General features: G+C 64.9%; 23 protein-coding genes. 5 read left to right on the top strand and 18 right to left on the bottom strand.

Features of this window, described 5'->3' with window-relative positions; genetic code table 11:
• Nucleotides 1–69: 69 nt before the first annotated feature.
• Nucleotides 70–2,625: a Tex family protein gene (locus tag AC5RWD_RS00560; protein ID WP_494018324.1), complete on the bottom strand. Its 2,556-nt coding sequence runs from the start codon at nucleotides 2,623–2,625 to the stop codon at nucleotides 70–72.
• 220 nt (nucleotides 2,626–2,845) lie between these two features.
• Here AC5RWD_RS00560 and AC5RWD_RS00555 point away from each other — a divergent pair, with 220 nt between their 5' ends.
• Nucleotides 2,846–3,142, top strand: coding sequence for a hypothetical protein (locus AC5RWD_RS00555; RefSeq protein ID WP_102973246.1), 297 nt, complete (start codon nucleotides 2,846–2,848; stop codon nucleotides 3,140–3,142).
• A gap of 8 nt (nucleotides 3,143–3,150) precedes the next feature.
• On the opposite strand, the gene AC5RWD_RS00550 is transcribed toward AC5RWD_RS00555, so the two are convergent.
• The 12 genes from AC5RWD_RS00550 to AC5RWD_RS00495 all read right to left on the bottom strand — a co-directional run bounded on the left by AC5RWD_RS00550 (nucleotide 3,151) and on the right by AC5RWD_RS00495 (nucleotide 16,357).
• A complete protein-coding gene (locus tag AC5RWD_RS00550; RefSeq protein WP_494018323.1) occupies nucleotides 3,151–3,930 on the bottom strand; it encodes a triose-phosphate isomerase family protein in 780 nt (259 codons plus the stop codon).
• A 130-nt stretch (nucleotides 3,931–4,060) separates the two neighbouring features.
• Entirely contained in the window at nucleotides 4,061–5,464 is a 1,404-nt protein-coding gene (locus tag AC5RWD_RS00545; protein ID WP_494018163.1) for an MFS transporter, read from the bottom strand.
• Between the two features lie 101 nt (nucleotides 5,465–5,565).
• Nucleotides 5,566–5,706, bottom strand: a complete 141-nt coding sequence (locus AC5RWD_RS00540; RefSeq protein ID WP_494018162.1) for a hypothetical protein — start codon at nucleotides 5,704–5,706, stop codon at nucleotides 5,566–5,568.
• A gap of 12 nt (nucleotides 5,707–5,718) precedes the next feature.
• The gene (locus AC5RWD_RS00535) at nucleotides 5,719–6,486 is read right to left on the bottom strand and encodes an SDR family NAD(P)-dependent oxidoreductase (protein WP_494018161.1); all 768 of its coding nucleotides are present in this window, start codon (nucleotides 6,484–6,486) and stop codon (nucleotides 5,719–5,721) included.
• 258 nt (nucleotides 6,487–6,744) lie between these two features.
• A complete protein-coding gene (locus AC5RWD_RS00530) occupies nucleotides 6,745–7,713 on the bottom strand; it encodes a 3-hydroxyacyl-CoA dehydrogenase family protein (protein WP_494018160.1) in 969 nt (322 codons plus the stop codon).
• A gap of 2 nt (nucleotides 7,714–7,715) precedes the next feature.
• The gene (locus AC5RWD_RS00525; RefSeq protein WP_003804524.1) at nucleotides 7,716–8,198 is read right to left on the bottom strand and encodes a ribose-5-phosphate isomerase; all 483 of its coding nucleotides are present in this window, start codon (nucleotides 8,196–8,198) and stop codon (nucleotides 7,716–7,718) included.
• Complete coding sequence (gene dhaL / locus AC5RWD_RS00520) at nucleotides 8,195–9,970, bottom strand: dihydroxyacetone kinase subunit DhaL (protein ID WP_494018159.1); 1,776 nt, start codon at nucleotides 9,968–9,970, stop codon at nucleotides 8,195–8,197. Before dhaL ends, AC5RWD_RS00525 begins: the two co-directional genes overlap by 4 nt.
• Nucleotides 9,971–10,017: 47 nt before the next feature.
• Complete coding sequence (locus AC5RWD_RS00515) at nucleotides 10,018–11,013, bottom strand: sugar phosphate isomerase/epimerase family protein (RefSeq protein WP_494018158.1); 996 nt, start codon at nucleotides 11,011–11,013, stop codon at nucleotides 10,018–10,020.
• Nucleotides 11,014–11,305: 292 nt separating this feature from the next.
• Complete coding sequence (locus AC5RWD_RS00510; RefSeq protein ID WP_494018157.1) at nucleotides 11,306–12,037, bottom strand: GntR family transcriptional regulator; 732 nt, start codon at nucleotides 12,035–12,037, stop codon at nucleotides 11,306–11,308.
• Nucleotides 12,038–12,260: 223 nt separating this feature from the next.
• Nucleotides 12,261–13,334, bottom strand: coding sequence for an alkene reductase (locus AC5RWD_RS00505; RefSeq protein ID WP_494018156.1), 1,074 nt, complete (start codon nucleotides 13,332–13,334; stop codon nucleotides 12,261–12,263).
• Between the two features lie 163 nt (nucleotides 13,335–13,497).
• Nucleotides 13,498–14,553 carry a 2,3-butanediol dehydrogenase gene (locus AC5RWD_RS00500; RefSeq protein ID WP_494018155.1) on the bottom strand — a complete coding sequence of 352 codons (1,056 nt, stop codon included), beginning with the start codon at nucleotides 14,551–14,553 and terminating at the stop codon, nucleotides 13,498–13,500.
• Nucleotides 14,554–14,566: 13 nt separating this feature from the next.
• Nucleotides 14,567–16,357 (bottom strand): NAD(P)/FAD-dependent oxidoreductase, encoded by a 1,791-nt coding sequence (locus AC5RWD_RS00495; RefSeq protein WP_494018154.1) that lies wholly within the window; start codon nucleotides 16,355–16,357, stop codon nucleotides 14,567–14,569.
• A 195-nt stretch (nucleotides 16,358–16,552) separates the two neighbouring features.
• On the opposite strand from AC5RWD_RS00495, the gene AC5RWD_RS00490 reads away from it, so the two are divergent.
• Nucleotides 16,553–17,878 (top strand): GAF domain-containing protein, encoded by a 1,326-nt coding sequence (locus tag AC5RWD_RS00490; protein ID WP_494018153.1) that lies wholly within the window; start codon nucleotides 16,553–16,555, stop codon nucleotides 17,876–17,878.
• Nucleotides 17,879–17,894: 16 nt separating this feature from the next.
• Here the strand turns inward: AC5RWD_RS00490 and AC5RWD_RS00485 are convergent, their stop codons facing one another.
• The 3 genes from AC5RWD_RS00485 to AC5RWD_RS00475 all read right to left on the bottom strand — a co-directional run bounded on the left by AC5RWD_RS00485 (nucleotide 17,895) and on the right by AC5RWD_RS00475 (nucleotide 21,506).
• Nucleotides 17,895–18,839 carry a hypothetical protein gene (locus tag AC5RWD_RS00485; protein ID WP_494018152.1) on the bottom strand — a complete coding sequence of 315 codons (945 nt, stop codon included), beginning with the start codon at nucleotides 18,837–18,839 and terminating at the stop codon, nucleotides 17,895–17,897.
• A 2-nt stretch (nucleotides 18,840–18,841) separates the two neighbouring features.
• Complete coding sequence (locus AC5RWD_RS00480; RefSeq protein ID WP_494018151.1) at nucleotides 18,842–19,516, bottom strand: DUF6318 family protein; 675 nt, start codon at nucleotides 19,514–19,516, stop codon at nucleotides 18,842–18,844.
• Nucleotides 19,517–19,736: 220 nt separating this feature from the next.
• Nucleotides 19,737–21,506 (bottom strand): purine-cytosine permease family protein, encoded by a 1,770-nt coding sequence (locus AC5RWD_RS00475; RefSeq protein WP_494018150.1) that lies wholly within the window; start codon nucleotides 21,504–21,506, stop codon nucleotides 19,737–19,739.
• A gap of 204 nt (nucleotides 21,507–21,710) precedes the next feature.
• Between AC5RWD_RS00475 and AC5RWD_RS00470 the strand changes: the two genes are divergently transcribed.
• Together AC5RWD_RS00470 and AC5RWD_RS00465 are read left to right on the top strand one after the other, a co-directional pair.
• Complete coding sequence (locus AC5RWD_RS00470; RefSeq protein ID WP_494018149.1) at nucleotides 21,711–22,145, top strand: pyridoxamine 5'-phosphate oxidase family protein; 435 nt, start codon at nucleotides 21,711–21,713, stop codon at nucleotides 22,143–22,145.
• 26 nt (nucleotides 22,146–22,171) lie between these two features.
• On the top strand, nucleotides 22,172–22,597 hold the full coding sequence (locus tag AC5RWD_RS00465) for a very short patch repair endonuclease (protein ID WP_494018148.1): 426 nt from the start codon (nucleotides 22,172–22,174) through the stop codon (nucleotides 22,595–22,597).
• Between the two features lie 21 nt (nucleotides 22,598–22,618).
• Here AC5RWD_RS00465 and AC5RWD_RS00460 read toward each other — a convergent pair whose 3' ends face one another.
• Nucleotides 22,619–23,374 carry a response regulator transcription factor gene (locus AC5RWD_RS00460; protein WP_494018147.1) on the bottom strand — a complete coding sequence of 252 codons (756 nt, stop codon included), beginning with the start codon at nucleotides 23,372–23,374 and terminating at the stop codon, nucleotides 22,619–22,621.
• 101 nt (nucleotides 23,375–23,475) lie between these two features.
• Here AC5RWD_RS00460 and AC5RWD_RS00455 point away from each other — a divergent pair, with 101 nt between their 5' ends.
• Nucleotides 23,476–25,167, top strand: a complete 1,692-nt coding sequence (locus AC5RWD_RS00455) for a sensor histidine kinase (protein ID WP_494018146.1) — start codon at nucleotides 23,476–23,478, stop codon at nucleotides 25,165–25,167.
• A gap of 82 nt (nucleotides 25,168–25,249) precedes the next feature.
• On the opposite strand, the gene AC5RWD_RS00450 is transcribed toward AC5RWD_RS00455, so the two are convergent.
• Complete coding sequence (locus tag AC5RWD_RS00450) at nucleotides 25,250–25,798, bottom strand: TetR/AcrR family transcriptional regulator (protein ID WP_494018145.1); 549 nt, start codon at nucleotides 25,796–25,798, stop codon at nucleotides 25,250–25,252.
• Nucleotides 25,799–25,994: the final 196 nt, after the last annotated feature.

The following is a 25,994-nucleotide window of genomic DNA, read 5'->3' as shown; positions in this document are numbered from 1 at the left end:
GGCTACTGTAGTCACCGGCCTCCGCCCGTTCCGGATGCTGTGCCGCGACACGCTCCCCCGTGCGGGAGCCTATTTGCCGAGGCCGGCCCTTCGCAGTGCTTCGGCCATGGCGGTATCTGCTGGGGCTGGCCGCTGGCCGGACTGCTTCGGCTGCCGCTTCCCGCCGCTGCGGTCCGCCGAGGCCTGGCTCGAATCACTGCCCTGGCGCGCCCCGGGTTTCCCGCCAGATTGGCCAGGAGTAGCCGTCCGGTTCCGGCCGCCTTCCCTATTGCCGCCTGCCGAACGTTCGGCGCGGTCGCCGCCGGAGCGTCCCCCAGCCGAGCGGTCGGCGCCGGAGCGTCCCCCAGCGGAGCGGTCGCCGGAAGAGGTCGGCTCGTCGTCTAGCCTCAGCGTGAGGGAGATACGTTTCCGCTCCGGGTCGGCCTCAAGCACCTTCACCCGAACCACCTGTCCGGACTTCACCACCTCGCGCGGATCGGCGACGAACCGGTTCGCGAGGGCGGACACGTGAACCAGCCCGTCTTGGTGAACCCCCACATCCACAAACGCGCCGAAGGCGGCCACGTTGGTGACCGTTCCTTCGAGGACCATGCCAGGTTTCAGGTCCGAGATCTTCTCGATGCCCTCGGAGAACGCTGCCGCCTTGAACGCCGGACGCGGATCGCGGCCCGGCTTCTCGAGTTCGGCGATGATGTCGCGCACGGTGGGGAGCCCGAAGGTTCCGTCGACAAAATCGGCAGGGTTCAGCCGTCCGGCGTCGGCCAGCGGAGCAAGACCGGCGGTTGCCCCGGAACCACCGCGGGAGGCGCCTGCGGCAGTCAGGATCTTCCGCGCCACAGAGTACGCTTCGGGGTGCACGCTGGAGGCGTCCAGCGGCTCCGCTCCCCCGGTGATCCGTAGGAACCCGGCACACTGTTCGAACGCCTTCGCTCCCAGCCGTGGCACCTTCTTCAGCTCGGTGCGCTTGGCGAACGGCCCGTGCTCGTTGCGGTACGCCACGATGTTCTCGCTCAGCAGCGGCCCGACGCCGGCCACCCGGCTCAGCAGCGCCGGCGACGCCGTGTTCACGTCCACGCCCACGGCGTTCACGCAGTCCTCCACCACGGCATCGAGACTGCGGTCCAGCTTCGCGGCCGTGACATCGTGCTGGTACTGCCCCACGCCGATCGACTTCGGATCGATCTTCACCAGCTCAGCCAGCGGATCCTGCAGCCTGCGCGCAATGGACACCGCGCCGCGCAGGGACACGTCCATGCCCGGCAGCTCGGCAGCGGCAAGGGCGGACGCGGAATACACGGACGCGCCGGCCTCGGACACCACCAGCTTCTGCGGTGCCACGGCACCGGCGCCGGAGCCGGCAGCTGCGGAGAGCTGCTTGATCAGTTCGGCCGCGAGCTTGTCCGTTTCGCGCGACGCCGTTCCGTTGCCAATGGCCACGAGTTCGACGGCGTGCTGCCGGGCCAGACGGGTCAGCGTCGCCAGGGCTTCGTCCCACTTGCGCGCCGGCGCGTGCGGGTAGACGGTGTCCGTGGCCACCACCTTGCCCGTCTTGTCGACCACGGCCACCTTAACGCCCGTCCGCAGGCCGGGGTCCAGGCCCAGGGTTGAGCGGTTTCCTGCCGGCGCGGCCAGCAGCACGTCGCGCAGGTTGGCGGCGAAAACGCGCACGGCCTCGTCTTCCGCGGCGGCGAACATGCGTCCCCGCAGGTCGGCGGTCAGCCGCGCCAGCACCCGGGAACGCCATGCCACCTGGGCGGTTTGGAGCAGCCAGGAATCGGCGGGGCGGCCGCGGTCGGCAACCCCGAGGAACCGGGCAACGGCGGATTCGTAACGGGTGCGCGCGGCGGCGAGGGCGTCGTCGTCGGCCGGGTCCGCTTCGGTGAGGTCCAGCTCGAGCACCCCGTCCTTCTCACCGCGCAGCAGCGCCAGCACGCGGTGCGACGGCATTCCCGACGGTGCCTGCGAAAACTCGAAGTAGTCCGCGAACTTTTGCCCCTCGGATTCCTTGCCCTTCTTCACCCGGGACACCATCCGGCCCTGCGTCCACAGTCGTTCCCGCAGGTTCTCGGCAAGGTCGGCGTCCTGGGCTACGCGCTCGACGAGGATGGCGCGGGCGCCGGCGAGCGCAGCAGCTGCGTCGTCGACGGCGTGCTCAGCGTTCAGGTACTTGGCCGCCTCGCGTACGGGATCAAGTTCGGGCCGCTTGAGCAGGGCATCCGCGAGCGGCTCCAGGCCGGCTTCGCGGGCAATCTGCGCCTTGGTGCGGCGCTTGGACTTGAAGGGCAGGTAGATGTCCTCAAGCCGCGACTTCGTATCGGCGGCCACGACATTGGCCTGCAGTTCCGGGGTCAGCTTCCCCTGTGCGGCAATCGCCTCCAGGACAGTCCGACGGCGGTCCTCCAGTTCGCGGAGGTAACGCAGGCGCTCGTCGAGCTCACGGAGCTGGCCGTCATCGAGCGTTCCGGTGGCTTCCTTGCGGTAGCGGGCGATGAAGGGAACCGTCGACCCGCCGTCGAGCAGTTCCACAGCCGCCTTCACCTGCCATGCCTTCACGCCGAGCTCGGCGGCGATCTGCCCCGCTATGCGGGCTGCCACATCGTCCGCGCCGTGGCCGCCAGCCGGCACGGGTGCGGGGATGTCCTTCGGCTTTGTCCCGGCGGCGGCAGGGCTGGGCGTGGGCGTGGCGGGGTGCTGCGGCTGTTGGGTCACCAGAACATTTTGCCCTACGCGCCCGGATCCGGGGCGATCAGGGGCTGGCGGACGGAGCAAACCGCACTACCCACAACCGCCCTTAAGTGATGTAGTGACTTTATGCAGCGGAGGTCATCGACTTAGGCGGCGCATCATGCAGGAATTGCTCATCATTCTTCAGGACGGCTTCAATGAGGATGAGGTCGCCATCACGGTCAACGGCAAGGAGGCCCGGTACGACCGCGATGTCACCACGCGGGAGCTGCTGGGCATGGCCGAGGAAGTCTCCGTTGAACTGCCGGCAAAAGGCGCAACGGTGGGGGTTGAAGTCACCAGTCGCAATCTCAGCGCGGAAATGAAGCTCCACGGCAGGCCACGGAGCCTCCTTGTGTCCATTGAGGACGGCGAGCTCGTGCTCAGCGAGGGGACGGGCCGGGAAGCGTTCCTTTAACGGGCCTGTTAGCGGCGGCTAGCGCCAGGCAGTGACAGTGCTTCGTCCAGCACTTTTCCGAAGTTCACGGCGTCGTGCGCGAAGCGGCCGAGGAACAGCCCCGACACCCCGTCCAGTGTGGGCAGCAGTCCTGGTTTCGCCGAGCCGCCGTAAATCACGGGCAGTCCCTGCAGGCCGTGAGCACCGAGCTGCTCCCGCAGAATACGGACGACGGCGGACACGTACGCTGCGCTGGCGGGGTCGGCTGCTCCGATGGCCCAGACCGGTTCGTAAGCGATGACCAGCCGCGCGGCGAGCCCCCAGTCGCCGCCAACCGCGGCGCCGATCTGGCCGTAGACGAAGCGGGCAGCGTCTTCCGCGCCCGCAGTGCCGTCGGCGTCGGCTGCTCCGGTGCTTCGGGAGGTCCCCGTGTCCCGGGACTCTTCCCCCACGCACAGCAGCGGGGTGACCCCGGCGTCGTCGGCCGCCTGGACCTTGAGCGCGATCATGGCGTCGTCCTCGCCGAAATGCCGCCGCCGTTCGGCGTGGCCTATCTCCACGAGTCCCACGCCCAGCTCGGCGAGCAGCGACGGCGAGAGCTCACCCGTCCACGGGCCGTCGGCCCAGCCGCAGTTCTGGGCGCCCAGGACCAGCGGCGACCCGGCAATGATCTCCCCCGCGGCCGGAAGCATCGGAAAGGATGGAATCACGAACGGAACCACCCGCCCGGCCGCAAGGGCCGGGCGGGCGTCCACCTGCTGTCGCAGTTCGTTCAGCCAGCGGAGGCTGTCCCCGTAGCCCAGGTACATCTTGGTGCTGACGCCGACCAAAATCGTGCCGGGATCTTTGATGGCCTGGCTGAGCTGGGTCACGGGGTTTCCTGCCTTTGCTGGAGTTACGGAGTGCTGGTGTTGCTGCGCTGCTGCGGTTTGTTGCTGACTACTTTTCCAGCACTACCTGCTCTTGTGCGGTGCCTGCCTTCCCGGGCGTGCCGGTTTCGAGCAGGTCGTCGGCCTTGTTCTTGAACTTCCGCGTACCGATCATCATGACCGCGGCGAGGAACGGCAGAACACCGAGTGCGTAGATGCCCATGGTGCCCGTGTCCGAGGCGGTGACCTGGTTGACGGTGGTCCGCAGGATCGGGGCCACAAAGCCGCCCAGGTTACCCAGCGAGTTGATGAGTCCAATGCCCGCCGCGGCGGCAGTTCCGGTGAGGAACGCCGTCGGATACGACCAGGCGATGGGGCCGATGGAGAGGAAGCTGCACACCGCGAGCGTGATGAACACGATGCCCAGCGCGGGCAGGTGGTTTGCACCGGCCCAGGCGGAGCCGAAGATGCACAGGCCGGTGGAGATGAACAGCCCGGTGCCCCAGACCCGGCGGCGGATCACGGTGTTGGCCGCCTTGCCGATGAAATAGCAGGCGAAGATGCCGAAGAACCACGGGATGGCAGCCATGAGTCCGACGGCGAGACCCACCTTCTGGCCGGTCAGCTGGGCTACCTGCTGGGGAAGGTAGAAGGTCACGCCGTACACGGCGATCTGGAGGCAGAAGTAGATGACCGTGAAGTACCAGACCTTGCCGTTCTTCATGGCCGCGAGCACGCCACGGGGGCCCGTTTCTTCCTTGACGGTGTCCTCGAGGGCCATGACGTCCTGCAGGGCCTTCTTCTCGTCCCTGTTGAGGAACTTGGCGTCCTGCGGGCTGTTGATGAGGAAGAAGTAGGCGGCAATACCGGCGAGCACGGCCAGCATGCCCTCGACGAAGAACATGACCTGCCAGCCCTGGACGCCGGGGACCTGGTCGCCGATGTTGATCAGCCAGCCGGACAGCGGCGCGCCCATCATCTGGGAGAACGGCTGTGCCAGGTAGAAGATGGCGAACATCTTCACGCGGACCTTGTTCGGGAACCAGGCGGCGAGGAACATGATGACGCCCGGGAAGAGCCCGGCCTCGGTCACACCCAGCAGGAACCGCAGGATGATGAATGAGGTTTCGCCCTGGACGAAGGCGAAGCAGGCCGAGACGATGCCCCAGGTGATGGCGATGCGGGCCAGCCATACCTTGGCGCCGAACCTGGTCAGGAGCAGGTTGCTGGGGATTTCGAACAGGGCGTAGCCGATGAAGAAGATGCCGGCGCCGAGAGCGTAGGCGCCGGCGGTGATGCCCTTGTCTACCTCGAGAGCCGCCTCGGCGAAGCCCACGTTGGTGCGGTCCAGGAAGGCCACAACATACAGGATGACGAGCATCGGCATGAGCCGGAAGGACGCCTTGGAAATGGCCGATTTGAGGACCGGCGAATCCAGCAGCTCCTTCGTGGTGGATGGGTTGGTGACAGTCATTCGAACTCCTCTTTGAGCAAAAGTGAGCAAATCAGGGCACAGCAGATGGGTCCGTCCAGGAGGAACGGGTCCGGTGAGTCAGGATGTTGGAACGAAAAAGCTCAGAGCGAAAAGGCAATGAGCAGCACGCCCGCCAGGCTGGCGAGGACGCCGATGGCCAGGTAGATCTTGCGTTCCCTGGTCCACGATCTCTGGACCTGCTGGGCTGTTGCGTGCTGGGCGTTCCGGGTGGTCTGGCGCATGACCGGTCCTTTCTAGTGCATGTAGAGGCCGCCATCCACATTCAGCGTCTGGCCGGAGATGTATCCGGCGTCCTCGCTGATAAGGAAAGCGATGGCTGCTGCGATGTCGCGGGTGGAACCAACCCTGTTGACCACGAGGTCCTTGACCAGTTCGTCCTTGCGTTCCTGGCTCAGGGTGCCGCCCATGATGTCGGTGTCGATGGGGCCGGGCGAGATGGCGTTGACCGTGATGTCGTACTCCCCCAGTTCACGGGCCGTGGCCCGGGTCAGGCCGATCACGCCGGCCTTGGCAACGGAGTAGGGGGTCTTGGAGAACGTCCCGCCGCCCCGCTGCGCGGAGACGGAGGAGATGTTCACGATGCGGCCGATCCCGTGTTTCGCCATGGATTCGGCCACGCGGCGGGTGGCGTAGTGGACGCCGTTAAGGTTGATGTTCAGCACGCGGTCCCACTCGGCGGCGTCGAGTTCCAGGTACGGGACGGGCGAGCTGACGCCGGCAACGTTGGCGAGGGCCACGATCTGGGGCAGCTCCGCCTCGATGGAGTCGATCGCCGCGCGGACCGATGTCTCGTCCGCCACGTTCGCGCCCACGCCGTGGGCCTTCACGCCGTACTGGCTGGCGATCTCCTTGGCCGTGGCCTGGCAGAGGGCGTCGTCGAGGTCGATGATGCCGATGTTCCAGCCCTGCGCCGCCAGGTAGTTCACCGTGGCCCGGCCGATGCCGCGCTCCGAGACTGCGCCGGTGACGATTGCCGTGCGCTCGGACGGAAAAGTGCTCATGGATGTGCTCCTAAGTCGTTTGCTGGAGCGGGTTTTTGCACGGCATTCTTGCCCGGTGTCTCCCCGCCCCAGCGCGGGTGAAATGGGCAGCACAACAGGAGGGCAGCTGCCCGGAGGCGGCGCCCTGCTGCTGTGGTGCTTGGTTGATCAGTGCTTGGTTGATCAGTGCTTGGTTGGTCAGTGCTTGGTGGTCAGTGCATGACCGATCAGTGCCTGGTTAGATGACGCGCCGGGTACTGGGCGCCGTTAATTGGTGCCCTAGTTGATCGGGGCCGGGCCGAGTTCCTCGATGAGCTTCTGCATCGCGACGTAGGCCTTGTTGCGGTAGGCGATCAGCTCGGGGGTGCGCTCGGCCGGGACATTCAGGAAGCCTGCACCGGTCTTGGTGCCGAGCTTGCCCGCCTCCACGAGGTCCGTGAGGATCTTCGGTGTGGCGAAGCGCTCCGGAAAGTCGGTCTGCAGCGACTTGTAGCAGAAGTTGTAGACGTCCAGGCCTGCCATGTCGGCGATCGCGAACGGACCGAAGAACGGCAACCGGAAGCCGAAGGTGGTGCGGACCAGGGTGTCCACGTCCTCCGCCGTCGCGATGCCCTGTTCCACCAGCTGCGCGGCCTCGTGGAAGAGCGCGTACTGCAGGCGATTCAGCACGAAGCCGGTGACGTCCTTGACCACCGCCGTCTGCTTGTTGGCGGAGTGGACCAGGTCGCGGACAGCGGCAACCGTCTCGGTGGACGTGCCCTCGTGCGGGATGATCTCGACGCCGGGGATGAACGGCGACGGGTTGGAGAAGTGCACGCCAAGGAAACGCTCCGGGTTGGCCACCGGCTGGGACAGCTCTGCGATGGAGATGGTGGAGGTGTTGGAGCCGATGATGGCGTCCGGCCGGGCGGCAGCGCTGATGCGGGCCAGCGTCTCGTGCTTGATGCCGATGACCTCGGGCACTGCCTCCTCGATGAAGTCGGCGTCGGCCACGGCTTCCTCGATGTCCTTCGCGGGCCAGAGGTTCTGCTTCAGAGTTTCGGTGGATCCTTCGGGGAACAGTCCGTCCGCCACGAACTGGTCGGATTCGGTGAGCAGGCGCTCGTAGTTCTTCTGCGCCACCTCGGCGGAGACGTCAGCGAGGGCAACGCGCGCACCGCCGAGGGCGAGGACCTGGGCGATGCCGCCGCCCATGTAGCCGGATCCGACGACGGCGAACTTGCGTGAGCTGGTGGGTGTTTCGGTCATGTTCAGTCGGCCTTCGTGTAGTCGGGTTCGTACGAGCAGATGGCATCCACCTTGGCGGCGGAGGACGAGTTTTCATCGAAGCGGTGCTCCAGCCATTCGCCCACGAGCTTCTTGGCCAGTTCCAGCCCGATGACGCGCTGGCCCATGGTGAGGACCTGCGCGTTGTTGCTGAGGACGGAGCGTTCCACGGAGTAGCTGTCGTGCGCCGTGACGGCGCGGATGCCGGGGACCTTGTTGGCGGCGATGGCCACGCCAAGGCCGGTGCCGCAGATCAGGAGTGCGCGGTCCGCTTCGCCTTCGGCCACCTTGCGGGCGGCTGCCACAGCCAGGTGCGGGTACGCGGTGGAGTCGTTCGCCGCGACGCCAATATCCTCGACGGAGGCAACGCGGGGGTCCGCCTCCAGCAGGGCCTTCAGTGCTTCCTTGTATTCAACGCCGGCCTCATCGTTGCCGATGACAATGCGCCAGCCTTCTGTGTTGCTCATTCCGTTGCTCCGTTTCCGGCCGTCGAGGCCATGTGGGACGCGGCCGGTGTGGAATCGGCCGCATCAGATGCGAGGTAGGCGGCCACTCGCTCGGCAATCAGTCCGAAAGAGACTGCACCGGGGTCCGGGTGGCCAAGGCTCTTTTCAGCCAGCGGGCGGGCGCGGCCCTTGAGGGGGCGCAGGTCCGCGGTCCGGCGGGCTGCTTCGTTCGCCGCGGCAGCGGCGGTGGTGAGGGCACCGGCCAGGGAGGCACCGTCGTCGAACGCTTCTCTGAACGCGTCCCGGAACGGCAGGAGGGCGTCAACCATGGTCTTGTCCCCCGGCTCCGCCTTGCCGAGTTCGGTGATGGCGTTGCTGAAGGCGGACACGGCTGCGTCCGCGTCCCCGGCGGCGTACGAATCGCGGTTGCCCAGCGCGAGGCCGGCGGCCATCACGGCCGTGCCCCACAGCGCACCGGATGTCCCCCCGGCGCGTTCGCTCCAGGCCTCGCCTGCGACGGTGAGCACGCGTTCAACCGAGGCACCCGCTGCTGCGTTCTGCTCGCCGGCCGCGGCAGCCGCATCAACGCCACGGCGCATGCCGATGCCGTGGTCGCCGTCGCCGGCAATCGCGTCCAGGTCGCCGAGTTCCGCTTCGTGTTCGACGACGACGTCCCGCACCTGGGCGAGGACGGCGGCTGCCAGCCGTCCCAGGTCAGCGGACGCCGCGGTTGCCTTTTCGGTCTCCTCGGCAGCCGTGGCTTCGGTGCCGGAGAGTTCGCGGCGGGCGCGCGGCGCGGTGTTGCCCTTGCGGAAGGCCGGGGTGTCGGCCGGCGCCGCCCAGAACTGCTCGAGTTCGTCGTCGAGCCACAGCAGGGTGAGCGAGAGCCCGGACATGTCCAGGCTGGTGACGAGTTCGCCGCACTCCGGTTCCACGATGGTCAGGTTGGCGGCGCTGAGGAGCTTTTCGACCTTGCCGAAGAGGAGGAAGAGTTCGTCGTACTTGACGGTTCCCAGGCCATTGACGATGGCGACCACGCGGTCGCCGGCGTCGTCCGGCTTGTCCTCGAGCAGCCGGGACACCAGCAGTTCCGCGAGTTCGGACGCGGTGGGCATCGGGTGCTCGGAGATGCCGGGTTCGCCGTGGATGCCCAGGCCCAGCGACATCTGGCCGGGCGGCACGGTGAAGAGCGGCTCGGAGGCGCCGGGAAGGGTGCAGCCGTCGAAGGCGACGCCCAGCGACCGGGTGCGGTGGTTCGTCTTGATGGCCAGGCGCTCCACCTCGTCGAGGTTGAGGCCAGCTTCGGCGGCGGCGCCGGCGATCTTGAAGACCGTCAGGTCGCCGGCGATGCCGCGGCGTTTCTCGATCTGGTCCAGCGGGGCGCTGGCGATGTCGTCCGTGACCAGAACAGTGCGCGTCTCGATGCCTTCGGCGTTGAGCCGAAGCTGTGCTTGGCCGAAGTGCAGGACGTCGCCGGCATAGTTGCCGTAGCTCAGCAGCACCCCGCCGCCCGCGTTGGCGGCCTTGGCCACGCGGTAGACCTGCCCTGCGGCAGGTGAGGCGAACATGTTGCCGCACGCTGAGGCTGCAGCCAGGCCGGGGCCCACGAGCCCGGCGAAGGCCGGGTAGTGTCCCGAGCCGCCGCCGATCACGAGCGCCACCTGGCCGGAGGCCATTTCCGTGGAGCGGACGACGCCGCCGTCGACGCGGGCAACGTAACCGCGGTTGGCGGCGACGAAGCCGTCCAGTGCCTCGTCTGCGAAATCAGCGGGATTGTCGAAGATCTGGGTCATGGTTCCTCATTGAATCCGGGTTGGTTGGTCGGTTCTGGTGCGCTGTTTTAGTGGGCGACGGCGGCGGGCTGCTGCCGCCCCTGCGCCACCTGGCTCTTGCCGAGGGCGTAGCCATCCTTCTTGGGCAGCACGTGGCGGCGCAGGTAGTCCTGGTTGCTGGCCGTCACGGAGAGTCCGTCGCCGCCGTAGTGTTCGGTGCAGATGATGCCCTGGTAGCCGACGGAAAGGGCAACCTTGAACGCCTCGCGGTAGTTGATAAGGCCGCTTTCCATGGGGGCGGGCATGGCAACGTACATGTCGCGCGCCACGTCCTCGTCACGGATGTAGTTCTTCATGTGCCAATAGTTGGAGTACGGCAGGGTCTTGGCAACAAGTTCCCGCCAGTCCTCGATGGGCCGGTGCAGGCGGATCAGGTTTCCGATGTCCGGGTTGAGGCCGACGTTGGACATGCCGATGTCCTGGACGAACTGCACGGACGAGTCCGCGGTACCGATGTAGGTGTCCTCGTACATCTCGAGCGAGAGCAGGACGCCCACCTCTGCGGCGTGCCGGCCAAGTTCCTGGAAACGGGCGACGGCGTTGTTCCAGGCTTCCTTGTCGCCAACCGGATCCTTGTGGCCTTCGACGGTCCAGAACCAGAGCTGCTTTTGCTGCTCCGGGGTGATGGCCTGGTGCAGGCCGAAGGAGGCAACTTCGCAGCCGAGTTCAGCGGCCGCGTCGATGGTGCGGTGGCTGTAGGCCAGGTTGTCCTCCCACTTGCCCTCCTCGATCACACTCTGGCGGATGGCGGAGATGACAGGGATGCCAATGCCCACGTTGTCGGCGGTCTGCTTGAACTCGGCGAGGCGCTGCTTGCTGAGATCGCCGGGACGGACCCAGCTGTCAGTGAGGTCGGCGTTGGCGAAGCCGGCTTCCTTGACCTCCGTGAAGACTTCCGCCCAGACAGAGGCGTCGGCGTCGTTGATGTGGGTGCCCTGGGCGTCGACGCCCGGAAACTGCAGCAGTGCCGCGGTGATGGGCCAGTTGTCGGCGGTATAAGCCATGGTATTCACTCCCTTGTGGAATCCTGTTTCCTATAGGATCTACTATCGACTAAGAGTTGTCAAGGTCACATTGCCCGCCTGCGCGGCGTTTCACAGCCATCGAAGATCCTATAGGGATGGCGTCCGCATGTGAAGAGCCTCACGCTCGAGGCATCAAGTCATTGCACCTTCCACGCTACGCCTCCCTGAACCAAGTAGCAGCAGAGGGCGTTCCCACGGCTGAGAACGCCTCTGCTACCGAGCTGGGACGCGCCGTCCCTCAGGGCGCGCGGTTGCCTACGTGCGGGTGCCGCTACTCCTCCGAAGCGTCCGCCATGGCGCGTTCGCGGACCTTCTGAATGTGGGCCGCCATGGCGGCTTCTGCCTTGTTGGGGTCGCCGCTAGACAATGCGTCCAGGACGGACTGGTGCTCGGCGATGGCATTCTCGGCGTCGGTGATTCCCACGCCCCCGAAAAGCCGGAAGCGCTGGACCTGCCCGCCGAGTGCGGCGTAGGCGCCGACGAGGAACTGGTTGTCCGTCTGCTGGGCAATCAGCTGGTGGAAACGCTCGTCCGCCTCGAGATAGTCCTTGTACTCGGCAAAGGACGGGCCGCGCGGCGCCGCCTTCAGGTCGGCGACTGTTTGCTCAAGTTCGGCGAGCCGGTGCGGGTTCAGGCGCGCGCAGGCAAGCCGGGCATTGACGGGCTCGATCGCAAGGCGGGCCTCCATGAGATCCGCAAAGTCCTCGCGGGTGAACACCGGCGCGACGCGGTAACCCTTGAGCGCCACCCTGCGGACCATGCCGGTGTGCTCCAGACGGGCCAGTGCTTCGCGGACGGGGGTCGGGGAAACGTCCAACTCGCGGGCAGTTCCGTCAATGCTGACCGCGGCCCCGGGTTCCAGCCTGCCGTCCATGAGCGAGGCCAGCAGCTCCTCGTACACGTGGTCGGCCAGGACCTGGCGGCTGACCGTCCGGCCTCCCTTGCGCCCGGTCTGATCCTCGGGCCGGCTGCCGGGGCGGGTGCCGTTGGACGCTTTTTGCATGATCAGATCCTATAGGGGCGCTTCAGGGAAGGCCGCACCTACGTCCTTCAGATGACTCGTTTGCTCCGTCTTACGGCTGCTAGAGAAAGAATGGTCAGGACTCTGGGCGGCCAAGAGATCAGGATTCGCTCAAGAAAAAACGCGCGGTTATGCCAAAGGAACCGCCCGGCGAACGGGCGGTTCCTTTGGCTGTTTTGAAAGGTGTGCTGAACCAGCGCGAGGGCTAGGCTGGCTGGTATACGGGGTAGTCGGTGTAACCCTTCGCGCCTTCGCCGTAGAACGTGGACTGGTCCGGTACGTTCAGCGGCAGGCCCTCGCGCCAGCGCCGGGCGAGGTCCGGGTTGGCGATGGCGGGCCGGCCCACCACGACGGCATCCGCGTGCCCGTCGGACACGAGCGACAGTGCTTCCTCGCGCGTGGTGATGAGGCCGAAGCCGGTGTTGACCAGAAACGTGCCGTTGAAGCGGGACCGCAGATCCTGCACCAGGTCACCGGTGGGGTCGGCGTGCAGGATGCTCAGGTAGGCCAGGTTGAGCGGAGCGATGGAGTTGACCAGCACTTCGTAAGTTGCCCGGACGTCGGCGGCGTCAGTCTCTTCGATGCCCTGGACGTTGTGCTCGGGTGAGATCCGGATGCCGACGCGGTTGGCACCCAGGGCCTCGACGACGGCGTTCACCGTCTCAATGACGAAGCGGGCGCGGTTTTCGGGCGAGCCGCCGTAGCTGTCGGTGCGGACGTTGGTGTTCGGCGCCAGGAACTCGTGGAGAAGGTAACCGTTGGCGGAGTGCAGCTCAACGCCGTCGAACCCTGCCTCAATGGCGTTGCGCGACGCCGTGACGATCTCCTCGCGGACCACAGGCAGCTCATCGGTGGAGAGCTCGTGCGGGACGGGGTGCTGCTGCTTGCCGTTGTAGGTCCGCGTTTCACCTTCGACGGCAATGGCGCTGGGGGCAACGACGCGGTGGCCGCCGTTGATGTCCTCATGCGAGACGCGGCCACCGTGCATGATCTGGGCAAAGATACGGCCGCCCTCGGCGTGGACCGCGTCGGTGACCTTCTTCCAGCCGGCGATCTGTTCGGGCGTTACCAGACCGGGCTGCCCCGGGTAGGAGCGGCCCGCCGGGGTGGGGTAGGTTCCCTCGCTGACGATCAGGCCGAGCGTCGCGCGCTGGCGGTAGTGCTCCACCACTAGCGGTCCGGGGACGCCCTCTTGGCCGGTGCGGACCCGGGTCAGCGGCGCCATGACGAGGCGGTTGGGAAGTTCAAGCTCGCCGAGTGTCAGCGGGGAAAACAGCATGCGGAGTTCCTTTCAGAATGCATCAGGTTCACCCGCAGTAACTGCCACGCGTGTGCAACTATTCCGGGTGTGGCGGAGTTCACCCATGCTGAGTTAGGAATGTCCGACGGCGGCACCCAAGGTGGGTGCCGCCGTCGGGCGTCTGCTTGCTGGCCCGCTCACCCTAGGGGTGAACGATGATTTTGACCGCGGTGTCGTTGTGGTTGATCAGGGTGTCGAATCCCTTGTCCACGAGGTCGTCCAATGCTATTCGTCCCGTGATGAACGGTTTCAGGTCCACCTTTCCTTCCTGGACCAGCTTGATGGCCGCGGCATGATCCCCCTTATAGGCGATGGTGCCGCGAAGATCGACCTCCTTGAGCACGACCTTCTGCATGTCGACCGTGGCCGGGCGGCCCCAGATGGAAACGTTGACCACAACACCCGCTGGCTTCACGACGTCCAGCATCGTGTCGAGCACCGCGTTGACACCGGCGCACTCGAAGGTGGCATCGGCTCCGCCGCCGCCGGTCAGTTCCAGCACGCGCGCCTTCACGTCCTGCACGCTGGGATCGATGACATGGTCGGCAACGCCGGATGAGACTGCCTTCTCCTTGCGGGCCGCGGACAGCTCAGTGACGATCGTCGTGATCTCAAGGCCCTTCAGGACGGCAGCAGTCAGTAAACCGATGGGGCCGGCCCCCCCGACGACGGCCACATCCCCGGCCGTCAGGCCGCTCCGGCCAACTGCATGGTAGGCGACGGCCAAGGGCTCGATAAGGGCAGCCTCGTCCAGAGGAATTGAGCCAATTGGATGGACCCACCGGGCATCGACGACGATCTTCTCACTGAGTCCTCCCCCGCCTCCTGCCAGCCCGATGAAGCCCATGCGCGTGCACAGGTTGTAATTGCCCGCCCGGCAGGGCTCACAGTCGTCGCAGACGAAGTATGGTTCGACCACGACGTTGTCCCCCACCGAGAGGCCGGCCACCCCAGCGCCCAGTTCCTTGACGGTCCCGGAGAACTCGTGGCCCATGGTCACCGGCGCCTCTTCGCCTGTGAGCGGGTGGCCATGGCCGGGCGACGGGATGAAGATCGGCCCCTCGAGGAATTCGTGGAGGTCGGTTCCGCAGATGCCGCACCAGGCTACTGCGATCTTGACCGCTCCGGGGCGCAGCTCCGGCTCCTGTACGTCCTCAATGCGCAGGTCACGCTGGCTGTAAAACCGTGCAGCTTTCATGGCGGGGCCCCTTTCAGCGGGTGTGGTGGGATGGCTGCAGCTCGTACACCGGAGTGGGAAGGCCTTCCATCCTGGCCTTGAGCTGCAGCGCCAAATACGTGGAGTAGTGCCTGCTCTGGTGAAGATTTCCGCCGTGAATCCAGAGGTTCTCCACGTTCGTGGGCTTCCACATGTTGCGCAGCTCCCCTTCCCATGGGCCGGGGTCCTTGGGCGTATCTGAGCCGAATCCCCAGCACTTGCCGACTGCGTCAGCCACCTCGGGCGAGACGAGATCGGCAAGCCAGCCGTTCATCGAGCCGTATCCGGTGGCATAGATGATGACGTCGGCTTCGAGCTCTGCGCCGTTATCGAGGACGACGGCGTTGCCCGTGATTTTGCCGACCTGGCCGTTGGCGAGCTTTACCCTGCCGTCGATGATCAGCTGCGAGGCGCCGACGTCGATGTAGTAGCCGGAACCGCGCCGCAGGTACTTCAGAAACAGCCCGGAACCGTCCACGCCGAAGTCAAGGTTGAAGCCGGCGGCCTCAAGCTGGGAGTAGAAGTCGGCGTCGCGCCGCGCCATCTCCCGGTAGACCGGGATCTGCGCCTCAGGGAGGATCCGGTACGGCAGCGAGGCGAAGAGCAGGTCGGCTTTTTCAGTCGTGACACCGTTGGCCAGGGCCTTTTCCGAGTAAAGGTCGCCGAGTGCAAGGTCCATGAGGGACTCACTGCGGGCGATGTGCGTGGACGAGCGCTGGACCATGGTGACGTCAGCGCCGTGTTCCCAGAGGTCGGCGCAGATGTCGTGGGCGGAGTTGTTCGACCCGATCACTACGGCTTTCTTGCCCGTCCAGTCTCCACCGCCCGGGTGCTTGGACGAGTGGTACTGCTCCCCCATGATCGTCTCGGCGCCGTCAAACTTGGGAATATTGGGGTAGCCGGACACGCCCAGCGCGAAGACGAGCTGCTTCGGGCGCAACGTGACCGGTTCGCCGTCGCGCATTACGCTGACTTCCCACTCACGGGTGTCCTCGTCCCAGCGTGCATTGGTGCATTCGGTGCTGGACCAGTAGTTGAGCTCCATGATCCGCGTGTAGTGCTCCAGCCAGTCGCCGATCTTGTCCTTGGCGGCGAAGACGGGCCAGTCATCCGGAAACTTCATGTAGGGCAGGTGGTCGTACCAGACGGGATCGTGCAGGTGCAGCGACTTGTAGCGGTTCCGCCAGGAGTCACCGGGACGAGCGTTTTTCTCGATGATGATCGTGGGGACGCCAAGCCGGCGGAGCCGTGCGCCGAGTCCGATGCCGCCCTGGCCGCCGCCGATGATCACCGTGTAGGGCTGTTCCTCGTAGCCAAGCTTGGCGGCCTGCTCCTCCTTGAGATCGAGCCAGGACTTTCGGCCCTTCTCGATGCGGTGGGCCACGCCCTGCTCGCGGTTGGGCCCCTTCTTCTCCTCGAACCCCTTGAGCTCCTGCATGGTGGTGAGCAGGGTCCAGCACTTGCCGTCGCGAAGGCGCAGGTGGGCGTAACCGCGGGCCCGCACAGTTTCGAATGTCACCCAGGCCTCGGTGCTCAAAGCATCGCCGGTGGCGTCCTCGGCGAGCGCCCAGTTATGCGGCCCGACGTCGTTGAGGGTCGCATCGAGCATTCGCCTGATGCTGTCCTTGCCTTCCATCGTCTTGAGGTTCCAGGTGAAGGACACGAAGTCGCGCCAGTAGGACTCTTCGTCGAACAATTCGAGCACGGCTTCGGTATCCTTCGTGCGCAGTGCTTCGTCGAACTGCTCCAGCCAGCCGGCGACGATGCCGTTTGGTGTCTCGGGCATGATTCCTCTTTCCTTTGATGACCCGGCCATGTGTTGGCCCGGCGCCACGGTGCCGATGATAGGAGCGCCACCCCAATCCGCCTCCGTGACCCGCATCACAAGTAAATGCCAGGGAGGGTTACAATCGGGTTGCATGTTTTCGTCCGCTGATGGGCGGTCCTAGGCACGATTCAATGGCGAGTTGGGAGGAGGCGTATGCCGAAGTCCTACGCTGCCGCCAAGACACGGGATCTCCGATTCACGTCTCCGCTCGAATACGCCAAGGCGCTGCGGCGTGCCCACGAGGCCACCATTTCCGGGCGTTCCGATCCGCACATCGCGCCGTCGCTGGTGAGCTCCTGGCAGCGGTCCCTGGCGCTGGGCATTGATCCCGACCGGCACCGCCCCGTCCACCGCCACGAGGTCAGCGAAGCCCGCCGGCTCGGCGCCGACCACCGCCTGGCAGCTGTTATGCCGGCACTGTCCCAGTTGATTGCCGACGAGACGACCGATGGGCAGCATCTGCTCATCGTCACGGACCATCTTGGCGAGGTTCTTTGGCGGATCGGCAGCAGGCATGCGCTGCGGCAGGCGGATTCCTTGGAGTTCGTGGAGGGCGCCGACTGGTCCGAGGCCGGTGTGGGAACCAACGCCATCAGCGAGGCCCTCATCACGGGCACCCCGGCCCAGCTGTTCTCCGCGGAGCACCTCGTCCGCACGCACCATGACTGGGCCTGCACCGCGGCCCCGATCCGAGATCCGTTCACGGGCGACGTATTGGGCGTCCTGGATGTCTCCGGCCCGATCGAATCCGTGACGCCAGACAGCCTGCGGATGGTGCGCTGCGGGGTCCGGCTGGCCGAGGAACTGCTGAAGTCAACAGGCGCGCCAACGATCGGCACGGCGCCCGGGCGGTCGCCTGCCAAGCCGGTGGCTAAAGCCCGAAGCGAGGCTCGCACACTGACCCTCCGGATATTGGGTGACAGGCCCACAGCAGAGGTCGACGGCGGGGCGCCGCTTGCGCTAACGCTGCGCCGTGCCGAAATCCTGGCGATGCTTGCATCGCGGTCCATTGGCTGGAGTGCCGAGGAACTGGCCTACGAGCTCTACGGCGAGGACGGCGCCGCGGCATCGGTCCGGACTGAGATGCACCGTATTCGCGGGCTTCTTGGGAACATTGTGGAGCCCAATCCGTATCGGTTCACCGCTGGGGTCCAGGTGGAGACCGACGCGTCGGTGGTGGCTGCCCATCTGCGGGCGGGGCGCGTGACCGAAGCACTGGCCGGGTATCCGGCGAAGCTTCTGACCCGTTCAGCCAACTTCGCTATCGAACTCATGCGCGATGAACTGAATGAGGCAGTGGCAGCCTCTGTGCGCGCCAGCGGTGAGGCTGCCCTGATCCTGGAATGGTGCTCGACAGACATGGGCGGTACCGACTCCGCAGCCGCTGCCGTGGTTGAACGAACACTTGGGGCGGCTGATCCTCGGCTTCAATTGCTGCGGGCCAGGATGGCACGGATGGATCGAGAGTTGCGGGCATAGGTAGGGCCGGCGCTGTTCAGCGTTTCCCCGGAGCAGCGCTTGGGCAGCCTTCACCGCCTGGATTGGTGTTGCAATCGTCGGCATAGTTGCGGGTGACCGAGCGCCAGACACTCACCGTTTGGGGCGGCGAACTGAACTGTCCTTGGTTCGGTATGGGAAGGTTCGGGCCGCCGTTTACGGAGTACGTCCCCCGGAAGTAGGTGGTGAGGACGACGCTGAAGTCGCCGGTCGCGGCGTAGGCGTGACTGGTCCGGGTCTTCTCACCCCACCTGTCCTGCGGAAGGGGTCCGCCCATGGTGGTCGTGGGGCCGAGTGAGGTTCCGTCGCCATAGTCCCAACGGTATTGGACAGGTTTGGCGATGATGTGAATTTTTTGGGCCAGGATGGTGATGTCGAATGGCTGCTCTGTGGCCTTGGCGTAGAAGTTGGTCTCGGCGCCACGGAGTGTGTGCGGGCTGGGTTGCGCAGTCAACGTTCCCGGAGCGACGGGAAGCCTGTCGAATTCCCTCTGGATGAGAGCGGCGATTCGCGGAAGCAGGTCTTCGGGATTCCTGTCGTAGAGGCACGTCGGTCCGCCGCCATTGCCTTGCCAGTCGGTCCAAGTCGGGTTCGCAATGGATCTCGGAGCGACTTTCCAGATCACAGGAACGCCGGGCTTCCCATCGGCCCTGGGCGGACATACGCGTTGCTTCGCCAAGCAATCGATGGCCAAGTTGCCATCGTCTACTTGGCACTGTGGAAAGGCGTTGTATTGGTTGGGGTCGTTGCTGACGTAGCCGGGAGGGGCTGGAACAATTTCGCCGGTATCCTCGTCGCGGACCCAGTTGCTTGCGTTGACGTCAATCCCGGTATCTTCGAACCCGACAATCGGAGTTCCATGCGCGTAGGCTGCGGGACCGATTTGGGTCAGAGCTACGAACAACAGGGACGCGGCCAACCAGTTCCGCCTCACGAGCTTCATGGTCAGCGAATTAGACCGAGGTCAATCACGGTCCAACCCGACGAACCGTACTTAACCACGGCCAGCGATCCGGTATTGGTCTGTTTGGTCACGTCAGGGAATGGCACCCCATCCGGCTTGTAGATGGTGATCTCCTGCTGAATGACTTGAACTGTCGCTTTCTGCGACGTTGCGCCTTCTTTGAATAGCCCTTTCACTGACGGAGTTTGTATTTTCCCTCCGACAATCCATTGTTTACCTTGCCAGGCATTATTGATGTTATCCCTAAGGCCATTGCAAAAGCGGCAGTTAGGACCGCTTCCTGCTTCTAACAACTCAGTATTGCCAGTCTCGTAGGCGTACGAGAGGGCTTGAAACCAGTACTTCGTAAACGCCTCCAGCCCCTCCTTCGTGTTCTTATCAGCCAAGGCTGGTTTGACCGGCACAGGGACGTTCCGTGCCCTCCCCTTGGCGTCGGCTGGCTTGTAGGCGGGCTTCGGTTTGGGCGTGGCGGTGGCGCTTGGCGTGGCAGAAGCCGACCCCGAAGCGGACTGGGCCGGCGACGCGACGGCCGAAGCAGTTGGACCGGCCTGGGGGTCGCCTCCACCGCTGCAGCCGGTGATCGCCAGGACGGACACAGCGACGGCGGAAATCAAAGGCAAACGGAGGCGTTCAGAAATGCAGGTACGAGAAGTCATGCGCTAATCCCCCCGGATAGGTTTCAAGACATCTGTGTCCGAACTATGGTTAAAGGGTAACTGAGATCACACCCTTCGGCTCAAAGTTATCCACAGCCCCTTCGCCGCCTAGCCGAACCACCAAGTCGCCACGGCACAACTCAAAACGGGCCCGGTGAGAATCTCACCGGGCCCGTTTCAGTCCCAATCACAGCACCGGCGGCACGGCGCCGCCCGGGCTTCACATTGCGCTACCCCGGGGCTGTGCTGGCAGGACCAACTCCCCTGTCTTGTCCGTCGACAAGGCGAGCGACGAAACGTACTGGGGTTCGCCGTCGGGCCCGTCCTGGGCGGAACGCACCATGTCCGGGCGTTCGAACTCGATCCCGGTCACATGGCAGAGCAGTTTTGCGTCGCTCGGGTTGCCGTCGGCGTCGTACATCGGCAGGTCAATGCCGTCATCGGTGCGGCGCAGGTAGTACCTGCCCCTGGTCAGGACGGCCAGGGCCGGCGGAAGGACGAGCGCCAGGCCCACTGCGAAAATCGGCGAGTACGGCTGGATCCCTGAACCAAAGGCCCCGAAGAACACCCCGATTGAAACCCCGGCAGAAACCAGCAGGGACACAAATCCAACCGGGTTCAGGGCGTAGAGCATGCCGCGCCGGAATTCGGGCGCCTTGGGTGAGACCTTCAGCAGGTACTTGTTGATGGCGATGTCCGAGGCAACGGTGACCACCCAGGCCATGGCGCAGTTGGCATAGAAGCCCAGAATCGTGTTGAGGAAGTCGAACATGTTGGCTTCCATCAGGACCAAAGCGATCAGCAGGTTCACCGCAACGAACACCATCCGCCCGGGGTAGGTCTTGGTCACGCGGGTGAAGCTGTTGGTCCACGCCAGCGAGCCCGAGTAGGCGTTGGTGACATTGATCTTGATCTGCGAAATGACCACCAGCACCACGGCCAGGCTCATGGCCAGCCACTCCGGCATCATCTCCTCGTAGACGCCGAGGAACTGGTGCACCGGTTCATTCGCCGTCGCCGAGGCGGCCGGATCCAGCTTGGCCAGCAGGTAGACGGCGATGAACATGCCCACGATCTGTTTGACCGCACCGAACAGCACCCAGCCTGGCCCGGCAAGGATCACGGCACGCCACCACGCGCCCTTGTTCTCGGCGGTCCTGGGCGGCATGAACCGCAGGTAGTCGATCTGCTCCGCGATCTGCGCCATCAGAGAAAGGCAGACGCCGGCGGCAAGCATGACCGAGGCCAGGTTGGTTCCGGCAACACCGGAATTGCCCGTGTAGGCGAAGAAGTCATCAATGCTGCCGGGGTGGGACACCAGCAGGTAGCCGACCGGAACCACCATGAGGAGCAGCCACAGCGGAGTGGTCCACACCTGCAGTTTGGCCAGCGTATTCATCCCGTAAATGACGAGCGGAATGATGATGACCGTGGAGGCGGCGTATCCCAGCCATTGCGGGATTCCCAGCCCCAGTTCGAGACCCTGCGCCATAATCGATCCCTCCAGCGCAAAGAAGATAAACGTGAAGGTCGCAAAGATCACGTTGGTCACCACGGAACCGTAATAGCCGAAACCGGAGCCGCGCGTAATCAGATCCAGATCGATGTTGTAGCGGGCCGCATAATAGGCGAGCGGAAAACCCGTGGCGAAGATAATCACGGCGGCCACGACAATCCCGAGGATCGCATTCATCGTGCCATAGGCAATCCCGATATTTGCCCCGATCGAGAAATCAGCCAGGTACGCAATTCCTCCCAGCGCACTCGTCGCCACCACGCCCGCGCTCCACTTGCGATAGGAACGCGGCGCGAACCTGAGGGTGTAATCCTCCAGGCTTTCCTTCGTGGCACTCAACGCGTCCGCGTTAGCGGCCGCCGGGTTGCCGGCAGCCCTTGGCCGCTTGGCCTCCAGCCCGACGGCGGGGCGTCCGACGGCGTCACCGCTACCCGGGCTATCCAACAGTTCGCTGCCCCTCAGGTCATTAGTCATGAAGCTCCGCTTTCGTCATCGGTTTGTCTTGGCCGACGCTAGTCACGCCGTGCGACAGGGCGGTTCCAGCGGTATTACAGCGATGTAAAGTGTCCTACGCGTCCGTAAAATCGCCACTCAGCCCCGTGGCACAGCGCGGCGCTTGCTGCGAAAATCTGTTCATACCCCTATCGTTTTTCTACAGCCCGTAGAAGAATGGAGCTCATGATGTTCAACCACACCGACGGCGATCCCATCCTGATCCTCGATGAAGAGCAGTGCTGGCAGCTTCTGGAGGGCACCACGCACGGCCGCTTGGTGGTCACCGTGGCGGGTGAACCGGATATCTTCCCCGTCAACTATGTGACCAGCCGGCGGAAGCTGTACTTCCGCACAGCCCCGGGCAACAAGCTCGCCCAGGTGACCATCAACGACAGGGTCCTGTTTGAGACGGACGGCATCCTGTCGGACCAGGCGTGGTCGGTGGTGCTCCGCGGCACGGCCCGTGTCCTGAGCAAGTCCGCCGAGATTGCCGAGGTCGAAGAGCTGGGGCTCGCGTCCTGGGTGCCCACGTTGAAGGACTTCTACGTGGAGATCGACCCCGGCTCCGTGAGCGGCCGGCACTTCCAGTTTGGCGAGCAGCCGGAGCGCGATTTCTAGCCGAGCTGCCGGCCTAGACTGGAATTATGGCGGACCGGCTGACACCTGAGCAGCGCAGCTGGAACATGTCCCGGATCCGGGGCAAAAACACCAAACCCGAACTGCTGGTCCGCAGCCTCCTGCACGCCAAGGGCTACCGGTACCGTCTGCACGGCGCCTCGCGCGGCATCAAGCTGCCCGGCAACCCGGATCTCGTCTTCGCCGGCCGGCGCAAAGTCATCTTCATCAACGGCTGCTTCTGGCATTTCCACGACTGCAAGGTGGGCCAGCACTCCCCCAAGGCCAACGCCGAATTCTGGGAAACGAAACGGACCCGCACCCGGGACCGCGACGCCAGCCAGCGCCGTCAGCTCGAAAACGACGGCTGGGAGGTGCTCACCGTCTGGGAGTGCGAACTCAGGGACCTGTCCACCGTCGAGAAACAGCTGGAGCTGTTCCTCGCGGCCAGCTGAGCGAACTACGCGGGGCCCAGCTTAGTTCTCAGCCGGTGCCAGCCGGTAGCCCACGCCGCGGACAGTCTGCAGCCAGCGCGGATTCTGCGCGGAATCGCCGAGTTTCTTGCGCAGATTGCCCATGTGCACCTCAACAGACCGTTCGTCCGCCTCGCTGATGTAGCTTCCGACGTCGTACGGTTCGTCTCGCAGTCGGCGCACCAGATCCGCTTTGGTACGGACCATGCGGCCCGCCTCGAGTAGGGCGTGCAGCAGGTCGAACTCCGTACGGGTCAGGCTCAGCTCCTGGCCGTCAACGGCCACGGTCCGGGATTCGTAGCTCAAGTCGAGCCCGTTGTGGGTGTACTTCCGCCCCTCGTTCGCGGCAGCGGCCGGTGACCCGGCCTCTTCGGCGGGATCCGGCGTCGAACGCGGACGCCGCATCATGGCCGCAACGCGGGCACGCAACTCACGCGGACGGAAAGGTTTGGTCAGGTAATCATCGGCGCCTGATTCAAGTCCGATCAGGGTGTCCAGCTCCTCCGCACGGGCAGTAAGCATGACGATATAGGCGTCGGAGAACTGGCGGATCTGCCGGGCCACTTCGAAGCCGTCGATGTCCGGCAGCCCGAGGTCAAGCGTGATGACCGCCGGGTCCAGTTCTTTGGCGGCGAGAACGCCCTCGGCTCCGCTGCTTGCGGCGCGCACCTCAAAACCGGCCTGCGTCAGAACAACGCGCACCAGTTCGCGAATATCGTGGTCATCCTCAATGACCAGCCCCACGCGTGTATCACCCATCGCAGCCCCCTCAGCCCGCTACATCCCGTCTGCAGTATAGCTCCCGGCGGATATCCTGCTCCTATGCGTTTCTCACGCCCCGTTCAGACGGTCCATCGCCCATGAGCAGTATCGCCTGGAAAGATTCCTCCGGCCGGCTCCTCCTCTTCCGGCGGCCCTTCCACGAGTATTCGCTGCGGGGCAGAGTAATGCTGAGCCAATTGCCGCTTTCCGTGACGGCAGGGATTGCTGCTTTCCTTATTCTGGCGTTCTTTCCTGACACGCTCCGCCATCCCCTTTTCATCAGTTTTCTGCTGTCACAGGCAGTAATCCTGATTCTTTGCTATGCCGTGCCATGGCACCGGCTGCCCTATCCATCTTTCCTGGCAATACCGCTTCTGGACCTGGTATCGATCTGCCTGGGCAGGGAAGGCGGCCAGGACAGCCTGACAGGTATCAGCCTTATGGCCGTTTTTCCGGTCATATGGCTGTGCGCCTCCGGGTTGTACCCCAAAACCGCGGTGGCGGTCTCCTTCCTCGGCCCTCTGGGAATCATCTGGGTGCCGCTGTTTCTCCGCGGCGCTGTCTCCGGCCAGGATTTGGCCCGCTCCTTCCTGCTGCCGGTGATGATGCTGGGCGTCGGCGTGACCGTGTCCGTCATGACGCTCAGCATGGTGCGGCAGCAGCGGGACTTGGAGGAACAGCAGCGGGACCTCGAAGAAAAGGACTCCCAGCTCCGCGGCGTGCTGACCGGAAGCAAACGCCAGGAGCGCCTGCTGAACACGGTACTGGACACGGTGCACCTGGGCGTCCTCGCCGTCGACGCGCAGGGCAATGACATCCTGATGAACCGCAAGCAGCGCAAGCATCACCAGCTGGCTTCGCCGCCCACCATCGAGGACCCCAACGAGTCCCAATTGCTGGTGTTCGCTGCCGACCGGACCACCCTGGTCCCCACCGACCAGCGGCCAGTCCGGCGTGCAATCCTGGGCGAGGAATTCACCGACTACCTGGTGTGGCTGGGAGCGGGCGACGAACAACGCGCGATATCCACCAGCGCGAGGCCCATGAAGGACCAGGACGGGAATTTCGCCGGATCCGTCATAGTGTTCAGCGACGTCACCGAGCTGGTGAACGCCCTGGCCGCCAAGGACGATTTCGTCTCCAACGTCTCCCACGAATTCCGCACTCCGCTCACGTCGATTCTTGGCTACGTCGAGCTTCTGTTGGATGACGACGACGACCTCACCGACTCCCAGCGCGGCCCGCTGGAAATCATCCGGCGGAACTCGGAACGGCTGCTCACGCTGGTCTCGGACCTGCTGTCCACCCGCAACGGCCAGCTGCTCGTCACCCCCGAGGCTGTCAATGTGGCAGAGCTCGTACGCAGCAGTGTCACCGCTGCACTGCCGCGCGCCGCCGAATCGGGCATCCGGCTGCGGGCCGACGCACCGGAGAGGCTGGAAGCCCGCATCGATGCCGCGCGCATCTCCCAGGTGCTGGACAACCTCGTCTCGAATGCCATCAAATACTCCCCAGACGGCGGTGACGTGCTGGTGTCGCTGCGGTCCGAAGACGGGCACATGGTGTGCAGCGTGAGCGATACGGGAATGGGGATGAGCCAGCAGGACCAGGAGGAGGTCTTCGCGAAGTTCTTCCGGTCCGCAGCCGTGCGCAATTCAACGATTCCCGGCGTCGGGCTGGGGCTGTCCATCAGCAAGGCGATTGTGGAAGCCCATGGGGGCCGCGTCTCACTGGCCAGCGAAGTGGGGAAAGGCACGACGTTCACCTTTGCCGTGCCGGTGCAGAACTGACTTGTTGCCCGGCTTCACCCGGTCGACGGCCGAGCTTTGGTGGCGACCTCCCGGCTTTGCCGGCGGCGAGCGCCCTTGACGCTTACGCCCGGTGGCTCTCGATCAGCCAGACGGCCAGCTGGCGGGCACGCTGGGCGGCGTCTAGGTCGCCTTCCGCCGCGGAGATGATGGAGCCCTTCATGAGGATGTGCCAGGAACGGGAGAAATCCTCGGTCCGCTGCAGCCCTGCCTCGTCCGCGAGCTGCTTCACGTGTCTGCGGATCCTGGCCAGGTAATCGATGCTGGCCCGCCCCAGCGGGTGCGTGGCACCCATCTCCAGCAGCACGTTGATGAACGAGCAGGCTTCAAAGTCGCTGCGGTGGAACCAGTCGGTGAAGACGTCAAAGATGGCAAGCAGCTGTTGCTCCGGAGTGTCCGCCCTGCGCCTGGCCTCCCCCACGATGGCGTTGACTGTCCACACTTGGTCGCGCTTCTCCAGGAACGCCAACACAAGCTCGTCCTTGGAAGCGAAGTGGCGGTAGAACGTGGCCTTCGCGACGCCGGAGCTGCTGATGAGTTCATTGATGCCCACGTCCCGGACGCCACGCCTGGCGAATAGGTCATAGGCCGCGTCAACGATTCGTTGGCGCATTCTGGAAGCACCGGACGCCGCAATCTCCTCGCCACTCAACGGGTTTCCCGAATGAGCGGGATTTCCCTGTGTGGCGGCCGGCTGCGGTCCAGTCTGAAGCCCTCCGAAAGGCACTCTCCCGGCGCTCCACGGCTTAGAGCTGGGTACCTCTGCCATTACGAACAGTCTATCCCAAATAGCAAGACAGACCTGTCTG

This window comes from Arthrobacter sp. CMU6 (assembly GCF_059090205.1).
Note: the sequence above shows the minus strand (reverse complement) of the source record. Positions and strands in the feature narration are given on the sequence as shown.

Bases quoted from the DNA above. Each gene is read 5' to 3' on its own strand.
- AC5RWD_RS00500 (WP_494018155.1), bottom strand. From the start codon at position 14,553: ATGAAAGCTGCACGGTTTTACAGCCAGCGTGACCTGCGCATTGAGGAC.
- AC5RWD_RS00480 (WP_494018151.1), bottom strand. From the start codon at position 19,516: ATGACTTCTCGTACCTGCATTTCTGAACGCCTCCGTTTGCCTTTGATT.
- AC5RWD_RS00495 (WP_494018154.1), bottom strand. From the start codon at position 16,357: ATGCCCGAGACACCAAACGGCATCGTCGCCGGCTGGCTGGAGCAGTTC.
- AC5RWD_RS00540 (WP_494018162.1), bottom strand. From the start codon at position 5,706: ATGCGCCAGACCACCCGGAACGCCCAGCACGCAACAGCCCAGCAGGTC.
- AC5RWD_RS00475 (WP_494018150.1), bottom strand. From the start codon at position 21,506: ATGACTAATGACCTGAGGGGCAGCGAACTGTTGGATAGCCCGGGTAGC.
- AC5RWD_RS00505 (WP_494018156.1), bottom strand. From the start codon at position 13,334: ATGCTGTTTTCCCCGCTGACACTCGGCGAGCTTGAACTTCCCAACCGC.
- AC5RWD_RS00510 (WP_494018157.1), bottom strand. From the start codon at position 12,037: ATGCAAAAAGCGTCCAACGGCACCCGCCCCGGCAGCCGGCCCGAGGAT.
- AC5RWD_RS00490 (WP_494018153.1), top strand. From the start codon at position 16,553: ATGCCGAAGTCCTACGCTGCCGCCAAGACACGGGATCTCCGATTCACG.
- AC5RWD_RS00460 (WP_494018147.1), bottom strand. From the start codon at position 23,374: ATGGGTGATACACGCGTGGGGCTGGTCATTGAGGATGACCACGATATT.
- AC5RWD_RS00530 (WP_494018160.1), bottom strand. From the start codon at position 7,713: ATGACCGAAACACCCACCAGCTCACGCAAGTTCGCCGTCGTCGGATCC.
- dhaL (WP_494018159.1), bottom strand. From the start codon at position 9,970: ATGACCCAGATCTTCGACAATCCCGCTGATTTCGCAGACGAGGCACTG.
- AC5RWD_RS00550 (WP_494018323.1), bottom strand. From the start codon at position 3,930: ATGTACCTGGGCTACGGGGACAGCCTCCGCTGGCTGAACGAACTGCGA.
- AC5RWD_RS00515 (WP_494018158.1), bottom strand. From the start codon at position 11,013: ATGGCTTATACCGCCGACAACTGGCCCATCACCGCGGCACTGCTGCAG.
- AC5RWD_RS00525 (WP_003804524.1), bottom strand. From the start codon at position 8,198: ATGAGCAACACAGAAGGCTGGCGCATTGTCATCGGCAACGATGAGGCC.
- AC5RWD_RS00465 (WP_494018148.1), top strand. From the start codon at position 22,172: ATGGCGGACCGGCTGACACCTGAGCAGCGCAGCTGGAACATGTCCCGG.
- AC5RWD_RS00535 (WP_494018161.1), bottom strand. From the start codon at position 6,486: ATGAGCACTTTTCCGTCCGAGCGCACGGCAATCGTCACCGGCGCAGTC.
- AC5RWD_RS00555 (WP_102973246.1), top strand. From the start codon at position 2,846: ATGCAGGAATTGCTCATCATTCTTCAGGACGGCTTCAATGAGGATGAG.
- AC5RWD_RS00455 (WP_494018146.1), top strand. From the start codon at position 23,476: ATGAGCAGTATCGCCTGGAAAGATTCCTCCGGCCGGCTCCTCCTCTTC.
- AC5RWD_RS00485 (WP_494018152.1), bottom strand. From the start codon at position 18,839: ATGAAGCTCGTGAGGCGGAACTGGTTGGCCGCGTCCCTGTTGTTCGTA.
- AC5RWD_RS00545 (WP_494018163.1), bottom strand. From the start codon at position 5,464: ATGACTGTCACCAACCCATCCACCACGAAGGAGCTGCTGGATTCGCCG.
- AC5RWD_RS00470 (WP_494018149.1), top strand. From the start codon at position 21,711: ATGATGTTCAACCACACCGACGGCGATCCCATCCTGATCCTCGATGAA.
- AC5RWD_RS00450 (WP_494018145.1), bottom strand. From the start codon at position 25,798: ATGCGCCAACGAATCGTTGACGCGGCCTATGACCTATTCGCCAGGCGT.